The sequence below is a fragment of the Microbulbifer maximicatervae (SeqCode) genome, from assembly GCF_052467385.1.
In genome coordinates this window covers 1,416,818-1,437,834 of sequence record NZ_CP174311.1, presented here as the reverse complement: position 1 = coordinate 1,437,834, position 21,017 = coordinate 1,416,818, and the positions used below count along the sequence as shown (strand labels likewise).

Below are 21,017 nucleotides of genomic sequence, written 5' to 3'. Positions count from 1 at the left end.
GGCTTGTCCAGCCCCTTAGGGACTCTCAGTAACGACTTAGTGGCGATCTAGTCACCAAAGTTCTACAACAGACTGTAAAACTGTGTAAAGAGTTAACGATGTCCGAAATGCGCCCGCGCCCAGAACGCGGTCAGTTTCACCTGCCCACTGAGCTCTACGGCCAAAGTGTTTTGGGTGCCCCTCTACTCTACTTTCCCGCACAAACCGGCACCCACCACGGCCTTATAATGGCCGGCACCCACGGAGATGAAGTCGCCGCAGTCGTCGCTCTATCCTGCGCGTTGCGGGCCCTCGCCGCCAATTCATTGAGACATCACGTAATCCTCGCTGTCAATCCGGATGGCTGCCAGCTGGGCACCAGGGCCAACGCACGCGGCGTAGATCTCAACCGCAACTTTGCCACTGCAAATTGGGATGGCGGTGGCAATGTCTACCGGTGGAACAGTGCTGCGGAAAAACGCGATGTTCGGTTAAGTACAGGTGATAGCGCCGCCTCTGAACCCGAGACCTCTGCACTTTGCCAGCTGCTTGCAAAACTGGGACCGACCTGGACCGTTTCCATTCACGAGCCCCTTGCCTGTGTCGAGGATCCCAGCAACAGCCCTCTGGGCATGCAGCTTGCCAGTGATTTCAAGCTGCCTCTGGTTGGGGATGTGGGTTACCAGACCCCAGGATCATTCGGCACCTGGTGTGCCGAGCAAACACTACCCTGTATTACCCTTGAATTCCCTCCAATATCAGCTGATGCGGCAAGTGAAGACTATCTGCAAGCGCTAATCGATCTGCTGACTTACGACCAATAAACTCTACCCGCCTTGAAACGCAGAGGGGGCTCCACATCGCTGGCCAGCCAGGTGGGCCCATCCAGGTCCAGAAAGCTAGCTCGACTTCCCAAGGGCCAGGCTGCGCGGATAGCCCGAGAGGTACACAGCATACATCCCAGCATAATTTCCAGGCCGAGATCAGTCGCTTCATCTGCCAGTGCCAGGGCCTCGGTAATCCCGCCAGTTTTGTCCAACTTGATATTGACCATCTCATAGCGTTTAAGCAACTTCGGCAGATCCTCCCGAGTATGGCAACTCTCGTCCGCACAAATCGTCAGCGGGTGTTCAAAGCTCTCCAAAAATTCATCTTCACTCGCTGGAAGTGGCTGCTCAAGCATCGCCACCCCCAGCTTGCTTAAATCATGACATCTCTGCAACAAGGTCTCTTTTCGCCATGCCTCATTGGCATCAATCACCAACCTGGCATCCGGTGCTGCTGAGCGTACTGCCGACACCCTTTCTTGCACATGTTGATCATCAAGTTTCAACTTGAGAACATCAGCTCCCGCAGTCACAGCAATTTTCGCAGCATTTGCCATTGCCTCGGGACTATCAACAACTAATGTCTGTACGGTAGGGAGAAAATCCGGAGCCGGGTGTGGACGCCCCGCTTTTTTAGCCTCCCAATCTGCCAGCGCACAATCCAGCGCATTTCGCGCCGCTCCGGCAGGCATACGCAGCTGTAATTGCTCTCGGGTCAACCCATCACTCACCTCTTTGAGCATCGGCTGCAGCTGGTGCAAAACAGAGGCAGCACTTTCTCCATAGCGAGCATAAGGCGTGCACTCACCGACGCCAGAGACTTCACCATCACTAAGCTCCACCACCACAACTTGAGCCTCAGTGCGCGCGCCACGAGAGATGACAAATGCAGTACGTAGAGGCCAGCGCTCATCAAAACAGCGAGCCCTCATTGGCAGAGCCTCCAGGCAATAAATGGAACTCTCAGTTTAGGTCAGGGAGATTAGGGTTAGCTGGCGAAGACGGAGGCGGCGGACTATTTCTTTTGGGAGGGCTCAATCTGCAGCAGTACTGGGGTGTAGGTGGGGTTTTGCGACTGGGACCTACTGTACCAGCGAACGCCCAAAGCACCGAAGACCAGACCGATCAAGGCCCCGATTACAGCACCGGGCTCAGCGAAGAGCGAATCCCCAATCAGTGCAACTAGCACCAGGGACATCAAGGGGACGAGGTAAACCAGCAAGGCACTACTGGTCAGGGCATTCTCGGTAATACCAATTACTGCCACATCATCGAGGTGGATTTTATCAGCAGAAAAACCGTTGAGAGCTACTTTAACGCGTTTAACGCGGGTCGAAGAAGAAAACAGATCGCCCAGCAATCCAGTCCCACAGCTGGACTTGGTAGAACAGCCATTACAGGCGCTACTCTGGGTGGTCTCCACCCAGATAGCATCGGACTCTATGGCCACCACCCGGCCACGCTCTTGAAGCACCTATATGCTCACTTAACTCTTTGCGGTAATTGAGCTGGCGACACGGCGCGCTGTAGTTTCGGGGATTTCACCCACCACTGTTACAGTGTAAGCAACGCCTTCAATTTCCAGACGGTCCATATAGGCTGTTGTAGCTCCGCGGATTGCGCGACCTTTAAAGCCCTCAAGTTCTGGACCGAGGCGTTGGACAAATACAGAGAACACTCCCAGCCCATCGCTAAACACCATCATATCGCCATCAGATAACGGCTTGACGGACACTACCCTGAAACCGTCGGGCAACCAGCCCACCTGCCAGCGGCTCTGTGAAGCCGTACACTCATTCCGATTATCGATGCGCCGGGCATTATTGGAGACCGCCTGTAGTGCGGCATCCTCTACAGGGGAGAGATCCAGTTGTACAAACTGGTAACGCTCCAGTACGCGGCCCTGGGTGCTAACCAGCATGGTCTTCAACGGCAGCCCAGTCTGTTTATCGAGACTCACTACCAAGCCCAGGCGATAGCGATCCCTCGGTCGCGCCTCAATCACAACAGCATCGCGATCCGCGATTCGCTCCTCACCCCGCAAGATAAATTGGTAGGCGCGCTGAGCCTGTTGTTGGCCCGCCGAGTTCCATGCTGTAGCACGATTTCTTGGCGAAGCACTGACATCGCAATTTCCGGCACTGCCGTGGCTAATCAACTCTCTAGGCTCACCACTGAGGTAGCGCACGCGCTCTACCTGCTCACCTTCTCGAACCGCGTGAACCACCTGCAAGGTCTCCAGGAGGCCCGCATGCTCAAAGGTCACCAGACCACTGTATTCAAGCTCAGTTACTGCTTTTGCCAGCTTGGCTAGCCAATGCTCAACCTCGTTGCTACTCACTACACCCGGGCTTACCAGGCCGCTCTGCGCTGCAGGGTTGAGATTCGCAGGATTGAGATTAACTACACCAGATGTCACCCCCTCTTGCGCCGGCACGGAACCAACAGCGCCTTCCGGGGCTGCAGTTGCTGGATCGGCCGGTACTGCGGCAGGACTTTCCACCTCAGCCGAGCCCCCATCTGTCATAGCAACTTCCACTACAGCTGGGGCTGCTGCGGGAGCAGTACTCATATCGAGATTGATGGTGATGGGGGCACTGGGTTCGACCCCAGTGTCAACCTGGGCAAATGACATGGGTGCCAACAGCGAGGAGGCCAACAGTAGCCCGTTGGCCTTGAGAATCCCGCTGAAAATTCGGCGCCCCCTGGTTTCGACTTTCGTCACACTACATTCCAACCTGTTCGCCGTAAGTGGCGCGAGCAAAGGGAACCATGCCCTGACTGCCCACATGAGCGGCTTGTTCTGAGTGCTGAATCATTACGCGATTCAGGTGGCGCATCAACTCGGGAGTCGGGGCCTGCTGAATTACGGCCTGCCCCACAACACCGGTGCGTTGTTCCGGCACAAAGCGGGGAGCCGCAGTACTCACGGAGCGTGTGGAAGGGGCGGGCACATAGAAACCGGAAGGCTGCGGTGCAGACTGAACGACCGGCTGAGCCTCCCGTTCTACCGAAGCTACCGGCTGGTTTGCCCCCTGAATAGCGCTCTGTGGAGAATCTGTCATTTGCTGCACACCCAAAATGGCAGCAAAGGCCACCGTCGCAGCAACAGCACCACGGGACAGCGGACGCCACCAGCGATTGTTGACCAAATTGCCAGTAACCGCAGATCCCCCATTGCCGTTTTGCGACAGAGGCTCTTCCTCATCGATGGCCGCAGAAATACTCGCTGCAAGGCCGATGTCGACCGGCGCGACCTGTTCGCGGCGCATAACACTCGCCGCAAGTTGGTAACGCGACCAGCGCTCACCGAACTCTTCAGAGGCCGCGCTGGCCTTCAGAAGCCGTTGCAGCTCCAGTTCGCTGACTTCGCCATCCATGAGCGCCGAGAGCGACTCGTTAAGACGTTCCTGATGATTCCCGTGGGACATAGGGGTTAACCCTCTTGTGCAATCATTTATTCGGTGCCCACAAGCACCATATTTGGTTACATGTTATGACCGGAGTCTGAGCAGTTGGTTTCCCCGACTGGGAAAATTTTCCGCAATTTTAACCCCTATCACCCAGTGTTTCCGGCTCGCCGGCCATCACGGCCTGGACTGTCCGGTCTATCGCCTCCCGTGCGCGAAATATTCTAGAGCGCACAGTTCCCACCGGGCATCCCATAACCTCGGCGATTTCCTCGTAGCTCAGTCCCTCAAGCTCTCTCAGCGTTACCGCTGAGCGCAGATCCTCTGGCAGTGCACGAATAGCGCGATGCACCGCCGCTTCCAGCTGGTCGCGAAACATCTGACTTTCAGGTGTCTCGTTATCACGCAGCAGGTCAGCGCCCGAGTAAAACTCAGCATCTTCCAGTTCAACATCGGAAGATGGCGGCCGACGACTGCGGGAAACCAGGTGATTCTTGGCGGTATTGATCGCAATCCGATACATCCAGGTGTAAAAAGCACTCTCGCCGCGAAAATTGGCAAGAGCACGATAAGCCTTAATAAAAGCTTCTTGGGTTACATCCTGTACTTCACTGTGGTCCTTAATGAACCGACTCACTACAGCAACAATTTTGTGCTGGTACTTGAGTACAAGAAGATCAAAAGCGCGTTTGTCCCCTTTTTGAACCCGTTCTACCAGCTCACGGTCACTCGTTGACGCCTGATGCGCTGTCATCCCCAACTCCCATATCCAGCCACACTGCGGGCGCCACAAAATTTGACTGCGGGGCCACCGGCGCAGGCGTTTCTTTTACTGTGTTGATGACAATGACAATAGGACATAAGTTCCACGTCAAATCGACGAATAATCAGGAGGCGCTATACTACGCGACCCTTAAACATAATTGAAATCTATGAATGCCCAGGCAAACTACGACGTTCTCGTAATTGGAAGCGGTGCAGCAGGCCTTACACTGGCCCTGCATCTCGCCTCCCAGTATCGCGTGGCCCTGCTCTCCAAACAGAGATTGCAAGATGGCTCCACCTGGTTCGCCCAGGGAGGCATCGCTGCAGTGCTGGATGAGATGGATTCGGTTGAGTCGCATATTGCAGACACATTAGACGCGGGTGCAGGACTCTGCCACCCCGCTTCAGTGCGCTTTACCGTAGAGGAGAGCACTGCTGCGATCAGCTGGTTAATCGATCAAGGGGTGGACTTCACCCGCGAGGAACAGGGTTACCACCTCACCAAAGAGGGGGGGCACAGCCACAGGCGCATTATTCATAGCGCCGATGCCACCGGCCAAGCGGTACACAGCACCCTGATCACCAAGGTGCTAAACAGCCCCAATATCGATTGTTTCGAACACCACGTTGCCATCGATCTAATTCGCCAGCCGGATCCAGATAAAGGCCGATTTCGCTGTGCCGGCGCCTACGTACTCAACAAGAGCAACGATGAGGTCGAGCTGATCCAGGCTAAAGCCGTCGTCCTGGCCACCGGGGGGGCCAGCAAGGCCTACCTTTATACCAGTAACCCGGACGGCGCCAGCGGCGATGGAATCGCAATGGCTTGGCGCGCCGGGTGCCGCGTGGCCAATATGGAGTTCAATCAATTTCACCCCACTTGCCTTTACCATCCCAAGGCCAAAGCCCTGCTGGTAACAGAGGCTTTACGCGGTGAAGGCGCTGTACTCAAGCTTCCCGACGGCAGCCGGTTTATGGACCGCTTCGACAAGCGAGGAGAGTTGGCGCCACGGGATATCGTCGCCCGCGCTATCGACCACGAAATGAAGCGGCTGGGGGCAGATTGCCTCTATTTGGACATTTCCCATAAAGATCCTCAGTTTGTACGCGATCACTTCCCAACGGTTTATAACAATTGCCTTCGATATGGCATTGATATCACCCGAGAGCCTATTCCAGTGGTGCCTGCAGCTCACTATACCTGTGGCGGCATTATGGTCGATCGCCATGGGCGTACAGATCTGGACCAGCTCTACGCCATTGGCGAAACGACATTTACCGGCTTACACGGCGCCAACCGCCTTGCCAGTAACTCGCTGTTAGAGTGTCTGGTTTATGCTCGTTCAGCAGCCCTGCATATCGATGAGCACCTGGGTATGGTACAGGCGCCCCGCCCATCTCCCGACTGGGATGCATCGCGAGTCACCGATTCCGATGAAGATGTAGTGATTTCCCATAACTGGGATGAGCTGCGCAGGTTTATGTGGGACTACGTAGGCATTGTGCGCACCCGCAAGCGACTCTTGCGCGCGCAACACCGAGTAACGTTGCTGCAGAAAGAAATTCGCGAGTTCTACGCCAATTACCGCATCAGCAGCGACCTGGTTGAACTGCGCAATCTCTCCCTGGTATCGGAATTGATTATTCGTTCGGCCCTGGATCGCCGCGAGAGCCGGGGGCTGCACTACTCCCTCGACTACCCCCAACTGCGTGAACTTGCTATGGACACGATTTTGGTGCCAGAGAACTTTGCCGGCCAACGCCAATTTATTTAACCGACCAATTTTTAGCCAACTGGGCCCGCCACGGCAACCCAGCTAACTAGCGGGAATAGCGCAGTGCCACTTGTAGCCTGCGCCAATCCTGCGGCGCCAGCATATCCTTGGCCAACACCAAACGGAGCCGGCGCCCAGCCCTGTCCCGACCATTAATCACCACCAACCAAGACCACAACACCAGCTCATTTACAAACTGGAATTCGCGACGATCTGCGCCATCAGGGTGCCAAAACCACCTTCGCTCGCGGGTCGATAAATGGCCTCTCACAGCTTTTACCTTGCGCCACTCTATTCCGGCGTAAACCACAACAAAAAGGCTCACCAGCCCAGATAATACTGAAGGCAGGTTACACAACCAGACGAGTAAGATCGCCAGAAGGGTGATCAGCAAAAGGAGCAAATGCAAAAGAAAGGAAGGCGCAACGACGCAACTTAAGCGGGCGCTGCGCTCATAAAGCGGGGGTGTCGAGCTATTCCTGGAGTCCGGTGTTGTCACGGATGATTTGCACTATACGCTTCAAGTCCGGGTCAGCCGGGTCTTCTCGACGCAAGAACCAGGCGAACAGATCCTGATCCTGCTCATCAAGCAGGCGGATATAGCGCTGCTGATCCTCTGGCTCCAGGGTCTCGTAAACATTATCCAGAAACGGCAGCAAAACCAGATCCAATTCCAACATGCCACGGCGACTGGCCCAAAACAGGCGGTTGCGATCCATACTTCTTTCCAACCAGATAAAAAGCGCAGTATACCCCCTGCCCCACCAAACTTGAAAAGGGCGCGAAGGACCCCCAAATTATGCCCCGAATACAAATGCAGGTGGCAGGATTATGGATCAGCAACAGTGGCAGGATTTTCTCAGCAACGAGGGCGCCATTTGGGAGGGCAGCAAAGCTCACTTCCCTCTCACTAGTCGCGAAGACCCTCAGAGTTTGCACCTGCTGGACCTGGGCCCAATCGGAGCTATTTCCATTACCGGACCCGACAGCCAGAAGTTCTTACAGGGGCAGCTCACCTGTGACTTGATCAACCTTCCCGATGAACACAGCACCCTGGGAGCTCACTGCAATCCTAAGGGGCGTATGATCAGTGCTTTTAGTGCACTGAAACTTTCGCAAAGTGAGTTCATCTTCCGGTTGCCAAAGGATTTGGCCCCCATCGCCCAGCAAGCGCTGGCCAAGTACGCCGTCTTTTTCAAAACAGAGCTGCACGACATCAGTGATGAAACCCACTGGTTAGGCCTGCAGGGGCGCGATGTGGCAGAGCGCACCTCCAAACTACTGGGCTTCGAGCAACCCTCTGTCGGCGAGGTGAAGCTATTTGACTTCGAAGGAGAGCGCTGCATTGCCCAATGTATTACCGACCTGCAACTAGCCATCCTGGTACCCACCAGCAAGGTCCAGCAACTGTGGCAAAAGCTATCACCAGAGTGTGAAGCTACCGGCTATGACTGCTGGCAAATGCGTCAAATTGAAGCCGGTATCCCCCAGGTGGACGCCGCCACGACAGAGATGTTTATCCCGCAGATGACCAACCTGCACCAGCTCGGTGGCGTGAGTTTTAAAAAAGGCTGCTATACCGGCCAGGAAGTAATTGCCCGTATGCAATTCCGCGGCGCCGCCAAACGTCGCCTTTACCGGGCCAGCTGCGCTTCGGGGGATCTCCCTGAATCGGGCATGGAGATCTTTGGAGATGGAAAACAAAGTATTGGCAATCTGGTGGAAGCCTGCCATAGCAAAGAAGGCATTCAGCTACTCGCCGTACTCACCATCGCCAAAGTGGCCGCAGGTGAAACCTTACACCTGAAAGATGGCCGCACTTTGGATATCGAGGAACTCCCCTATGATGCAGATGCCGATCCGCTGGCCTAAACAGAAAAATTACTTTTAATCAAAAAGGCGGCTTTTTAGTCGCCTTTTTTGTTTATGAGTTAACAACCAGAAAAAAACTCTGGAAAGCAAAAAGGTTTGCACCACTCAAAACGCAGCTTACTACCGCTACTATATTTATAGATATTCCCCTAGGCGTCAAAATTCCAGCTTAATAAAGCAGTAGAGGGAGGCAATATTGAAAGAGTTAGACCAACTAATTGTCGTTCTTGAATGCTGTATTATTCTGGCAGGCTTTGCTGCAATAGTTGGCACGCTCCAACCCAGAAAAGGCAGAAATCTTGGCAAAGGAAGAATTGTATCCCTCGCGATGATTATTTATATCAGTTTGATCAACGCATTACTGGCTGCCTTCACCCTGACTCTATCCAATTTTGATCTCGCTGATCGCACCCTGTGGTCAGTAAGCAGTTTTGCCATGAGTGTGGCTACGTCGTTTTCTATCGGCTACCTATGGATAAAGAAACGACTCAAATCTGTTTCAATTGTTGCCAAGGTTACCTATTTCCTTCTTTTCGGCATTGCCGGCTCAGTAGTTATTATCAATATCATGAATGCGCTAGGGATCGTTTTCAACAGGGAATATGGGCCGTATTTTTTATCCTTTGTTTGCAACCTATTTGTCGTCGGTTATGCATTTTCAAGACTGCTTATGCGCCCATTATGGGTAGCTGTTAAAGAAAATGAACTAGGCCGAATCGACAAGGAGAAAACGGCGGCGTCCGGCTGATTTTCAGCTAAAAGTGTGGCGCCAACCATTGGACACCTACACCTAACAACAATTATAAACCATATAGCAAGCGGGTTAAAATAAAGCTAATTGTGAGACGGGAAACAACTTACCAGCTCTCCATTTCACTCATATACTGTTATCAACTTTCCTATTTAACCTTTCTGCTTGGGACAATAGCGGAAGATGGAAAAACTGTCGGTACAAATCGATCAATTGCTTGTCATTATTGAAATATCCATAGTGCTGGCAGGATTTGCGGCAATGGTTGCCACTTTTCAGTCAAGGAGAATAGAGAGTATCTCTAGGGGTCATGTGGTGTCCCTGGCCATGATTGTCTATATCAGCCTATTCAGCGCACTGCTCGCCGCCTTTTCTTTGGCACTTTTGAACTTCCGTATCGATGCTGGCTATGTTTGGTCTACAAGCAGCTCCTTGATGGGAATAGCCACCACAGGCTTTATTGTCTATCTGTGGAAAAAAAGACACTTCAAATTTGTGTCTATTGTAATGAAAGTTACCTACTATGGGCTTTTCAGTATCGCTTCATCGGTAGTTATCGTCAGCACCCTCAACGCTACTGGCATATTTTTCGAAAGAGAGTTTGGCCCTTATTTTTTAGCCTATATCTGTAACTTGTTTTTTGTCGGCTTTGCGTTTGCCCGGTTGTTAATGCGACCTCTTTGGAAGGCCGTTGAAACCAAAAAGAGGCACCCTGTGAAGGGTCGCCAATCTTAAATAGATAGGATTATTAGACCAAATCAATCTCCACCCATAAAATACTAATTTTTCTATTTACAATCCGGGAGAGCTGAAAATTCCGCCCTCTTTGACTCATACCACTTCTGCATTGATTCTGGATCTTTCATCAAATTCTGCATTTTTTTCATAGCTTGCAAGTGCTGTGCATCATTTTTTCGATACATCTCGATTCCGTGCATCTTGCTAAGCTCCGCCACCTCTTCAAAGTTATCCCCACGAAACTCCACATCGCAGGCGCCACCTAACTCCTTGCAGGTCATCATTTTCATAGCAATTCCACCTTAGATTTCATAAGCTATGTTTTATCTGACAGATAAATAACTCCAAAAGAGCCAAAAATAGATAATAGCCTGATTACTTTTCAAGCATCTAAAGTCCTCAACAAAATATAATACCGAAGCAGAGAACTGTCATTTTTAGCCACTGATAATTGACAACTATTAGTCAAGCATTAATTACCCTATACGAACCAAGCATAAAATAATCACTTATACGCCTTAAGGTGATAGACCTGTTATCAGTATCATTGAAAGCAATGACTAGGACACCAAACGGATAGGAAAAATATTATTATACGACTTTCACCTCCACTTAAACTCATCAAGCCGAGATAGAAGTAGAAAAGGCGACCACTAGGGCCGCCAATTTCTAGATTAAGCCGCCTGGAAACTGCAGGCAATCACTGTTTCTACTTCGTCCTTAGAACCATTATAAAATTGAGATTCCCCCATTGGCTCCCCTCCGAAAGCAGCCATAGCATTGACTAGGCTATCTGTCATATCCGCTTGAAGCGCTGAGTCAGATGTCACAATAGAACTTTCATCAACCCCGACCTCAAATCCATCACATTCAACAACCTCTTCCTGGCTAGGCTCAACCAAAGCAGTAGACATAAAGTTACTGCTAGCAACAACATCCGGAGTTGGCAGCGCCTCAAGAAGGGCGGGAATATTTGCAGCAGGTATCGCATAGCCGCCATCATTGGGCTGAACATAACTGATGGCATTATCTCCACCCAAGAAGTGCCCTTGAACTCGCAGCTGCTGATTTAGGTCCGCATCGACAAGAATAACGAGATCATCACCATCCTGGTGGAAGCTGAGCTGGTCTCTGCCAATACCGTCGGTGAGCAGAATCCAATCCGTACCGCCACCGGTATTATCAATAGTATCAATACCGCCATTTGAACCGTAATAGTAGTGATCATCGCCAAGGCCTCCGACCAGCAAATCATTACCGTCCTCACCGGATAGAACGTCATCGCCCTCTTCACCATAAAGCACATCATCACCTGACGCATTATTTGTGCCATTTCCTCCGATTAGCCTGTCATTGTCAGCTCCACCGTGCAGCTCATCATCGCCAGACATACCGAACAGGATATCATCACCAGCAAGGCCTTTTACCTGGTCATTTCCAGAAGTCCCAGCCAGCTGCTCACCGCTGCTTGTACCCTCAACAACGCTATCGAAACCCCCATCAGGCTCCTCACCTCCACCGGCTTCACCACCGTTATCAGTGCCCGGGAGAGACTCGAGCAAATCAGAAACTGTCGCCGCTGTAATAGCGTAACCACCATCATCTGGCTGCACATAACTAATAGCTTTGTCACCGCCTTCAAAATGTCCCAGAACCCGAATCTGCTGCTCCAAATCAGAGTCGACCAAAATAATCAGGTCATTGCCATCCTGGTGGAAGCTAAGCTGTTCCCTCGCAATACCGTCAGTGAGGAGAATCCAGTCAGTACCACCGCCGGTATTATCGATCGTATCCACCCCACCATTAGCACCGTAATAGTATTGGTCATTGCCCAGACCACCGACAAGCAGATCATTGCCATCCTCTCCAGACAAGATGTCATCACCATCTTCACCGTAGAGGGTGTCATTTCCGGAACCGCTATTCCCACCATTTCCGCCAATCAGACGATCATTATCTGCACCGCCAAGTAATTCATCATCACCCGACATACCGTACAAGATGTCACCACCAGCAAGACCTTTAACTTGGTCGTTGCCAGATGTACCGACCAACTGCTCACCAATACCAGTACCTTCAATACTAGAATCGAAGTCACCTTCCGAGCCTTCTCCGCTACCATCATCAGTACCAGGCAGTGATTCAAGTAAATCTGAAATACTTGCTGCCGAAATCGCGTAACCACCATCATTCGGCTGAACGTAACTAATGGCTTGGTCTCCCCCCTGAAAATGATTCAGCACGCGAATTTGCTGGCTCAAATCAGAGTCAACAAGGATAACTAAGTCATCACCATCCTGATGGAAGCTGAGCTGATCCCTGGAAATACCATCGTTGAGTAAGACCCAGTCAGTACCACCGCCTGTGTTATCGATGGTATCCATACCACCATTGGCACCGTAGTAATATTTGTCATCTCCAACACCACCAACAAGCAGGTCATCACCATCCTCCCCGGACAGAATGTCATCTCCATCTTCACCGTAGAGCACATCATCACCAGAGTTACTATTTAGACCGTTTCCTCCGCTGAGGTAATCATTCCCCTCTCCACCGAGAATTTCATCATCACCCGCCATCCCAAATAAAGTGTCATTGCCCTCAAGCCCATTAACTTGATCATTGCCCGATGTACCCTGCAGATTCTCATCATCACTTGACGTGCCTTCGATAACCGCATCAAAGTCACTACTACCTGCAGCAACAATCTGGTTAATTTCACTCCCAGTGAGTGCGAACTCCTGACTCAAGGGATCATCTCCATTGGGCTGGACATAATCAATCGCATAATCACCACCCAAGAAGTGATTCAGTATTCGGACAGACTGCTCTGAATCCTCATCAACCAGTATCAGTAAGTCATCACCCTCACGCTGGAAACTCAAGCGATCCCGGCCAATCCCACCATTAAAGAAGAGCCAATCTTCACCACCGCCGGTGTTATCGATTACATCCTGGCCACCACCAGGATAGTAGACATAACGATCATCTCCTTCACCGCCAATAAGGTGTTCACTCAGTTCTCTATAACCCCACAGAGTGTCATCTCCAGAGGTGCCATAAGTAATCACACGGCTTTCTATTTGAGCTAGGTCTAGAGTAGAGCCATCATCAAATATAATCTCATTGATTTTATGGTGATCCGTAAGGCCGCTAAACCAATCGGTAACACGAATAGAATCTGAACCGTTGCTATGAGCAATCAACATATCATTGCCATGCCGTTCAAATTTCAAGTCGGCTTGGGAAATACCTGTACCAAATCGAATAGAGTCTGAAGATGGATCAATATTACTCCAATCCTCACCATCGCGACGCTCAGTCAAGATATCCTGCCCATCTCCCAAATTGAAGCGATACTCATCGTCACCAAACGAACCATATAAAGTATCGTTACCTGTACCGCCTTCGAGAATATTGTTATTTTGAGTACCGAAATAACTGTAGGCAGAAATAACATCATCACCAGCACCACCGATTAAGGTATCACTACCCTCACCGCTAATAATGTCATTGCCTTCACCGCCATCCAACAGCCCCGAGCCGGTTAATGTGTCAGCGCCAGCGTCACCAAATAAAGTACCATTACCACTCAGCTGGTCATTACCTTCACCACCATAAATCGTATTTGCTCCAGAGTAATCCTCAATAACATCATTCCCTTCATCACCGTAAAGCTGATCGTCACCGCTGTTGCCATTAATTGTATCGGCATCTTCGCCACCGTGAATCTCGTCATTTCCAATGCCGCCAAACAGTTGATCCTGGCCCGCAGCACCAGAGATGACATCATTACCATTTTGACCATAAACAGTATCGCTACCGCTTCCAGCTACAATAGTATCATCATCAGCATGGCCATAAATATTGTCATTTCCATCCGTACCCAGAAGTGCTTGCTGTTTTATTTCTTCATAATTCCAGGATATTGAATCAGCAAAAACAATGCTGTCGATGCCGGACCCAGCCACGGATTGGGCCTGAGATGAGAACTGGTCCGTGATACGGATGCTATCTCCAGAAACGGAGTTAGTGATGACTAAATCGTTACCGTCACGGCGTAAAACAAGATCTTCTGGGTTCACGTCAGTAAATTCCAAGCGATCTGAATCACCGCCTTGATCATCAATATGATCGACACCGTCTCCCGCACTGAAGCGATATACATCACTTTCTGCAAGCCCTTTCAGCTCATCATTTCCGGTACCACCAATCAGCAGGTCACTGCCCTGGCCATTCAAGGTATCATTGCCGTCACCACCGTTTAGCTCGCCGCTTCCAATCAGCGTATCGTCACCGGTATCACCATAGAGACGACTGAAGCCAGAACCACCGTCGAGATAGTCGTTACCTTCGCCACCATAAAGATCATCATCTCCATCTTCTCCATAGATTTGGTCAGCACCTTCACCACCAGAAATAATGTCATTACCAATGGCACCATAGATAGTGTCATCTCCTTTTCCGGCATCGATAGTATCTGCATCTGCATGACCAAAAATTTCATCAGCCTCATCGGTACCAGCTAATGCGCTTTGTTTTATTTGCTCGTAATCCCAAACTGAACCATCTGCAAATGCAATGCTATTAATACCTGATACACTAACGGCACCTGCTACTATCGCAAACTGATCTCGTACACGAATAGTGTCTGAAGTAGAAACATTGGTGATTAAAAGGTCAGTACCATCCCGACGTAACAAGACGTCTTCAGGGTTTACATCGGTAAAATCAATACGGTCCTGATCGCCAGCGCTATCCGTAATTAAATCTGAACCATCACTTATCGAGAATTGATAAGTATCGCTACCACTGCCACCAATAAGAGTATCATCGCCACCATTACCAATAAGCAAATCATCAGAACTATATGCTTCAATAGTGTTTGATTCGCCATCACCTAGTAGCACTTTTGCTTTGAGATCACCTACTGACCATACAGTACCAGTACTAAACTCTATTTGATCTATGGCGGAAGCCGTTGTTCCTTCTTCAACGAAGAAATCCTTTACGATTATCGAATCGCTATTTCCATAGTGCAGAATCACATCATCGCCATTGCGAACAACATCAACCGACTCTTCGGCAACAGTATCGTCAAAACGAATAGTTTCTGTGGTAGTAGAGTCCTGCTCACCGGTAACTATCTGATCAGCTCCATCTCCAGCAGAAAACAGATAAGTATCATTGCCACCATTCCCGGTCAGTAAGTCATCACCGGCCCCACCATCCAAACTATCGTCGGAATCATACCCCGTTATAATATCTGCTGCGTCGGTACCAGTAAGCACTAATTGTTTAACCTGTGACAGCCCCCAGCTAGTACCATCTTCAAATACAATCTCAGACAGCGTTTCTCCAGCAGCTCCAAAATAACCAGCAACAGTTACGGAGCTGGAACCATCGACAATAGATAGAACAAGATCGTCACCATCACGGATAGCTTTCACATCCTCAACGGCTATATCCACCCCGAACTGTAACTTATTACTCTCCCCGCTCAGCTCAACAATCTGATCCGCACCTTCATTGAGGTTAATCAAGTAGATATCATCGCCACTACCGCCTTGTAGAATGTCATCACCGACACCACCTTCAAGGCTGTCTTGTCCGGCACCACCAGTGAGCAGGTCATCACCAGCACCACCAATCAAAGTATCATCGCTGTTGTTATAGCCCTGTAGTGTATTATTTGTATCATCGCCAATAAGGGCTGATGCCTTAACATCATCAACAGTCCAGCTAGCCTGACCACTGTTGAACAGAATAGTATCGACAGCAGCTGCCGTAGTAGCATCAGAAAGAAAGTAGTCTTTCACAGTCAATGAATCGGTGCCATCACCCACCTTCAAGAATAAATCATTGCCGCTCCGAATAACCTGAATGTCGTTGGAATCAATTTCCTCTGAGAAGGCAATGGTTGTTGTTCCAGTATCACCCGTATTGTCAATAGTATCTTGGCCATCACCAAGACCAAAAAAGTACTGGTCTGAGCCTGCACCACCACTTAATGTATCGTTGCCAGCCCCTCCCCTGAGCAAATCATTACCGTCTCCACCTTCGATAGCATCATCTCCATCACCACCATCGAGGTAATCATTTCCAGAACCTCCGTCTAGTTGATCCGCTCCATCCTCCCCATAAAGGGAGTCATCACCGTCACCGCCTAATAATGTATCGTTACCGATGCCTCCGAGCAGGATATCTTTATCGGCACCACCATCAATCACATCGGCACCGCTTTCTCCTCGGATAAGGTCCATACCCTCACCACCACTAAAGCTATCATCACCGAAAGTACCATCAATGATTTCATCGTCGGCGTCGATACCAGAAGTGTCACCCTCAGCCCCTGTCGGCTCCTCGTTGTTTTGGCCCGGAGCGATTTCGGCACCATCGGAGAAATCAGGTTCTCGTGTGTAGAGGGAGCCATCGGCCGTCAACCGATATTCCAGCACTGCACCAGCCGGCGTTAATGTGCCACCCTCCCCATCCGATACACCGGTCATAATTGTGCCTTCTGTATCAGTGTAAAAAGTGAGTATCCCAGTTAAAGATTTAGCCCCCTGCTGCAACCAAGTACTAGGATCTTGGGGGTCTATCCCTTCAGCATTAGAGTCAATGGTGATTAGCTGGCCACCATACCAAGCAGTCAAAGTGGATGTTGATTCTGCAGCAACTACTTGTGTTTGAGCAGTAAAAGTGCTCGAGCTTTGCTCGGTTACTGTCTCCGAAGCACCTGTAGAAGAGTCAGTCGAGCTTTCAGAAACAGTTTCCAGCAAGGTCTGAGATCTGCTCAGCCATTGCTGAATATAAGCGTTGCGGAGATCGAATAAGTCATAAGAAGCTCCGCCCATAATCACTGTACTGGACTGGAGTGCGCCCTCTGAGAGATTCAGCATATCTCCCTCTCCGTAGGCGATTGACAAGTTTAAGGGAGCACCGTATGTAAGCGCTCCAAATTGATAGAGCTGGGCGTTTTTCAGGGAAACACCGTTAATTATTATCTGGTTCTCACCGTCATCATCCACGATTAAATCAAGACCGTCGCCAGAGTTAAATATATAAGTATCGTTTCCTTCACCACCGCGCAGAACGTCGGAGTCAGCCCCGCCAATTAAGGTATCGTTACCATCGCCAGCTTGAATATAGTCATTGCCGGCACCACTGTTCAAATAGTCGTTTCCACTTTCCAGAACATCATGGGTGGGATCGTCGCCCCAAATCCAATCCACTTCTGCACCACCAAAAACAACATCATTTCCTCCACCGGCAACTACTAGATTCTTGCCATCACCGGCATAGATGACATCATCACCATGTAAATCGACAGGAACATCCTGCGGCAACAAATTAGGGCCAAAAGCCTGAGTGCTACCGATATCAGCCCAGATATGATCATCGCCATCTCCACTTGTAATAATGTCACTACCGGCGCCCCCTACGACGAAGTTTTCTCCTTCGCCTGCATCTATCACATCATCGTATTCTTTACTGGAATCGAAGGTATCCTGAAGCCGCCTAGAATAGGTGATCCCCGAATCGGTTTGCTCCAAAGTTATCCGGCCATCACCATAAATATACTCATCTCCCATTCCACCCTGGATTATATCGGAACCACTCCCTCCCATTAGCCAGCCGTCACCGCCGGCATCGGCAATCAATATATCGTTGCCCCCACCACCATCCAGTGTTTTAAAATCCGATGATTCACTAATTAAAGTATCCTTTCCTTCGCCATCATCGGTACGCACATCTTCATAATTCTGCGGCATGTGGTAATCTCCAAACAGGTGGCCCTGACCTTCGGTAAGCCTGATATAGTCATTACCCTGGCCCCCGGTCCCCCAAGCCCAGCCCGAGGCTCCGATAACAATGGTATCGTCCCCACCAATACCAAATAGACGGGGGTTAAAACTCTCTGCGCCAGCTACCAGAGTGTCATTCATATCGCCGCCGTCAAAGAACCAGCTAGCCGTATTGAAATCTTCAGGAAAATCGGGGTTATCTGTGCTGATGAGGCTGGCATCGAAAAAGTACGGTTGTAAATTAGAGTCTGCATCTCTGAATTCGTGATCAAACTCCAGCCAATCTTCATCTTCATCTGTTCCCAGGTTACTATCTCCCACCATCACACTATTCAAATCCACTGCGGGCTGGGTAACATCTTCTTCTTCATAGTTGCTCAAGGTTATTCCAAAATCGCCTTCAAAGCCTGTCACCTGAAGTGCAGAAACAGACTCCGAAGCATCACCATAAACAACAATAAATCCTTCATCAGTTCTTACCAGTCGAACATTGCCATCTTCATTTTCGTATATCTTGTTTGATATCGAGACACCAGTCATTTCAGGAATGTTACCACCATCTAATTTAATGGTATTTCCAGTAGATAAATCGCTGATCGTATCTACACCATCGTCCTTTCCAAATTCATATATATCTCCGCCATCGCCACCCAGTAAATAGTCAGCGCCTGCCCCCCCAACAAGGGTGTCCTGCCCCTCACCACCTATAAGGGTATCGAAGCCATCCTGACCGTAGAGATTATCACTTCCTTCTTTACCTATCAGAACGTCCCCACCAGCTCCACCATTTAATGAATCTACTCCAGATTCGCCAATAAGAATGTCACTACCTGCACCACCATTCAGGACTTGCCCGGATTCATCGGTAGCAATTAATATGTCGTCTCCATTGCTACTCTCACTTATATTCGTTGCCTGAATCGCACTGTTGGTCTCCAGACCAATTACCACCTGATTATCAATTGATGCCCCTGAAACCAATACTTGTATTACATCAAACGATTCATCAGTTATATCCAATCCTTCTGTGGCATAGAGTTCTGCCAGTTCATTTGCAATAGGGAGGAAAAGGGTTTGAAAAGATACTTGCTGAACCAAGGAAGAATCTGAGATATCGTAATCCCGAACTGTACCTTCATTAATCCAACTATTTAACTGATGATTTCCAGACCCTGTGTGATTTTCATAAGCGATGATTCTATCAATAACTCTCTGACTTCCCTGGTAGGGATCAGCAGAATTTAAAAAATTATATATATCCCGCCCCTGATCTTCCTTGGAGCGATCATCATACAAGCCAAATAGAGCGGCCTCATAAGCACGACGCTTAGCAAGTCCACTGTCTCTTTTTCCCGAATTCGCTGGATTGCTTGCATAGCGAATTTCAAACCAAGCACGAATTCTCTCATCGTTACGTACTGCAGTTTGTAAATTTGTACTAGTAGGTAATACATTGTTATACATCAATGACAACAAGGCAACACGCTCACTTGAGGTCACCAAATTTTCAGCGCCTAGCCAAGTATCCAATCTCGCTTCAAAGGTTCCAGTAGCGGGAGCAACAGGATCACCAGCTTCATTATCAAAAATATTGCGAATTCTTTGCTCTGCAGCCTCAAGATCATCATGAGGAATTATAAATGAATTTGGCATACCTTCACGCTCTTCTGGCGCAGTGGCATTATATCGGTCCGCCATAATATCGTGTAGCGTATCTATCTCATTTCGATCGATCGCCGTATTCAGTTGGGCTATATAATTAGCATCAGCCACCGAATCCAAGCCAAGTAGCTCGTAAATTTCTAGTTTTAAATCAGGATTCCCTTGGATATTAAACCCTACACCAATGGTCGTTTGAGGCGGTGTAGCAGAATCAACATAAGGATCCCAGCTAATATTTCCTCCAATCTCCTCCATATAACGAATCACATCCCAGCGTAATTCTTTATACTGTTCGTCTGTCAATTGATTTTGAACTGTTATCATTAGTCAGATACTCCTTGTTCTACGATATTAATTCCACAAATCTGATTTGAAGATGGAGAGACTTCACCTACCACCAAGTGATATCGAAAAGAAAACCCTTGCCAATAATCCTGAAATACACGACCATCATAGCTAAATAATTCATTCTTAATGCTAATCGGCGCAATCGAAACAGCCTTCCTATAATCAAATGCATCATATTCTTCTTTCGGATCATCATAAACAACAAAATACGAATTAAAATTTGTGCATAAACCCTGCTTGGCTAGTTCCGGGCTTTCAAATGTAAATTTATACACAGTATCTTTTTGACCATCATGATTCTTATCAATATGCGCCCTATATAAAACTGGCCAATCTCCGGAGGTCATTCTCTTTTTAGTTTTCAACCAAGCTTTTTCTACATTTTTTTTCCGCCCTGGAGGCCAAAGATACCTAGCTTCCAACTGATCTTTACTAATTCTAAGTATTTCCTCCTTATCCTTAACCTCCTCCCACTCAATACTGCTAAATTTTGAAAATTCAGGAATTATTTTTCGCTCACAGATAGGCTCTGCCATATAATTACTCTGATTTAACATATCCACATAACCCCTACACAATGGATACTGACTTCCTTTTATCAAATCAAAAACAATTGTATCTTTAGAGCCTGAAATGGAGACACCCTTTAACAAATATAGATCTTCTATTCTTTTCTCGTACACTTTCTTCAAACAAAAAAATCGGCTGGAGATATCACTACTAGAAATACCTTCATCTATATACTCACACCTTGATCTTTCATTGCGAAGCCAATCGATCTGTGACTTTTTCACACTATCTCGAATGCTCGGAATAGATCTCTTACCTTTATAGATATCGTGCAAATGGCGATCCAAAGATGATAAATGGCTATTATCACAGATCGTTTTTTCTACATTCGTTGAAGCCTTCTTACAATCAAAGCTCGGACCCATATTTTTTTCTGCGGCAGACATACCTAACGACCAAAAAGCTAGCGCTACAAATAGAACAGCTGAACCAATAACGTGACCACTCACCTTTGCCTCTCCAATCATTAATATCTTAATTAATACCTATAAAAATCTATAAAACAGAAACAG

15 protein-coding genes are annotated in these 21,017 nt (G+C 48.9%); 5 read left to right on the top strand and 10 right to left on the bottom strand.

Going from position 1 to position 21,017, the window contains the following annotated elements:
- Window positions 1-98: 98 nt before the first annotated feature.
- A complete protein-coding gene (mpaA, locus tag ACJJIR_RS06320; RefSeq protein WP_444907697.1) occupies window positions 99-803 on the top strand; it encodes a murein tripeptide amidase MpaA in 705 nt (234 codons plus the stop codon).
- On the opposite strand, the gene ycjG is transcribed toward mpaA, so the two are convergent.
- From ycjG to rpoE, 5 genes are all read right to left on the bottom strand, one after another.
- Window positions 791-1,738, bottom strand: coding sequence for an L-Ala-D/L-Glu epimerase (ycjG, locus tag ACJJIR_RS06315; protein ID WP_444907696.1), 948 nt, complete (start codon window positions 1,736-1,738; stop codon window positions 791-793). The two genes, mpaA and ycjG, sit on opposite strands and share 13 nt — an antisense overlap.
- A gap of 83 nt (window positions 1,739-1,821) precedes the next feature.
- Window positions 1,822-2,280: a SoxR reducing system RseC family protein gene (locus tag ACJJIR_RS06310; RefSeq protein WP_444907695.1), complete on the bottom strand. Its 459-nt coding sequence runs from the start codon at window positions 2,278-2,280 to the stop codon at window positions 1,822-1,824.
- A 12-nt stretch (window positions 2,281-2,292) separates the two neighbouring features.
- Complete coding sequence (locus ACJJIR_RS06305; protein WP_444907694.1) at window positions 2,293-3,531, bottom strand: MucB/RseB family sigma factor regulatory protein; 1,239 nt, start codon at window positions 3,529-3,531, stop codon at window positions 2,293-2,295.
- 1 nt (window position 3,532) lies between these two features.
- Entirely contained in the window at window positions 3,533-4,237 is a 705-nt protein-coding gene (locus tag ACJJIR_RS06300; RefSeq protein WP_444907693.1) for a sigma-E factor negative regulatory protein, read from the bottom strand.
- 118 nt (window positions 4,238-4,355) lie between these two features.
- Window positions 4,356-4,970 carry an RNA polymerase sigma factor RpoE gene (rpoE, locus tag ACJJIR_RS06295; RefSeq protein ID WP_282931954.1) on the bottom strand — a complete coding sequence of 205 codons (615 nt, stop codon included), beginning with the start codon at window positions 4,968-4,970 and terminating at the stop codon, window positions 4,356-4,358.
- Between the two features lie 178 nt (window positions 4,971-5,148).
- On the opposite strand from rpoE, the gene nadB reads away from it, so the two are divergent.
- Window positions 5,149-6,756 carry an L-aspartate oxidase gene (nadB, locus tag ACJJIR_RS06290; protein ID WP_413662753.1) on the top strand — a complete coding sequence of 536 codons (1,608 nt, stop codon included), beginning with the start codon at window positions 5,149-5,151 and terminating at the stop codon, window positions 6,754-6,756.
- Between the two features lie 46 nt (window positions 6,757-6,802).
- Here nadB and ACJJIR_RS06285 read toward each other — a convergent pair whose 3' ends face one another.
- The gene (locus ACJJIR_RS06285) at window positions 6,803-7,150 is read right to left on the bottom strand and encodes a protein YgfX (protein WP_444907692.1); all 348 of its coding nucleotides are present in this window, start codon (window positions 7,148-7,150) and stop codon (window positions 6,803-6,805) included.
- Between the two features lie 79 nt (window positions 7,151-7,229).
- Window positions 7,230-7,475 (bottom strand): FAD assembly factor SdhE, encoded by a 246-nt coding sequence (locus ACJJIR_RS06280; protein ID WP_282931952.1) that lies wholly within the window; start codon window positions 7,473-7,475, stop codon window positions 7,230-7,232.
- A 112-nt stretch (window positions 7,476-7,587) separates the two neighbouring features.
- Here ACJJIR_RS06280 and ygfZ point away from each other — a divergent pair, with 112 nt between their 5' ends.
- The 3 genes from ygfZ to ACJJIR_RS06265 all read left to right on the top strand — a co-directional run bounded on the left by ygfZ (window position 7,588) and on the right by ACJJIR_RS06265 (window position 10,114).
- A complete protein-coding gene (ygfZ, locus tag ACJJIR_RS06275; protein ID WP_444907691.1) occupies window positions 7,588-8,628 on the top strand; it encodes a CAF17-like 4Fe-4S cluster assembly/insertion protein YgfZ in 1,041 nt (346 codons plus the stop codon).
- 196 nt (window positions 8,629-8,824) lie between these two features.
- Window positions 8,825-9,376 (top strand): hypothetical protein, encoded by a 552-nt coding sequence (locus tag ACJJIR_RS06270; protein WP_444907690.1) that lies wholly within the window; start codon window positions 8,825-8,827, stop codon window positions 9,374-9,376.
- A gap of 186 nt (window positions 9,377-9,562) precedes the next feature.
- Window positions 9,563-10,114, top strand: coding sequence for a hypothetical protein (locus tag ACJJIR_RS06265; protein WP_413662757.1), 552 nt, complete (start codon window positions 9,563-9,565; stop codon window positions 10,112-10,114).
- Window positions 10,115-10,167: 53 nt separating this feature from the next.
- On the opposite strand, the gene ACJJIR_RS06260 is transcribed toward ACJJIR_RS06265, so the two are convergent.
- The 3 genes from ACJJIR_RS06260 to ACJJIR_RS06250 all read right to left on the bottom strand — a co-directional run bounded on the left by ACJJIR_RS06260 (window position 10,168) and on the right by ACJJIR_RS06250 (window position 20,954).
- Complete coding sequence (locus ACJJIR_RS06260) at window positions 10,168-10,407, bottom strand: DUF1059 domain-containing protein (RefSeq protein WP_444907689.1); 240 nt, start codon at window positions 10,405-10,407, stop codon at window positions 10,168-10,170.
- 384 nt (window positions 10,408-10,791) lie between these two features.
- On the bottom strand, window positions 10,792-19,911 hold the full coding sequence (locus ACJJIR_RS06255) for a calcium-binding protein (protein ID WP_444907688.1): 9,120 nt from the start codon (window positions 19,909-19,911) through the stop codon (window positions 10,792-10,794).
- A complete protein-coding gene (locus tag ACJJIR_RS06250) occupies window positions 19,911-20,954 on the bottom strand; it encodes a lysozyme inhibitor LprI family protein (protein ID WP_444907687.1) in 1,044 nt (347 codons plus the stop codon). The genes ACJJIR_RS06255 and ACJJIR_RS06250 overlap by 1 nt, the downstream gene beginning before the upstream one ends.
- Window positions 20,955-21,017: the final 63 nt, after the last annotated feature.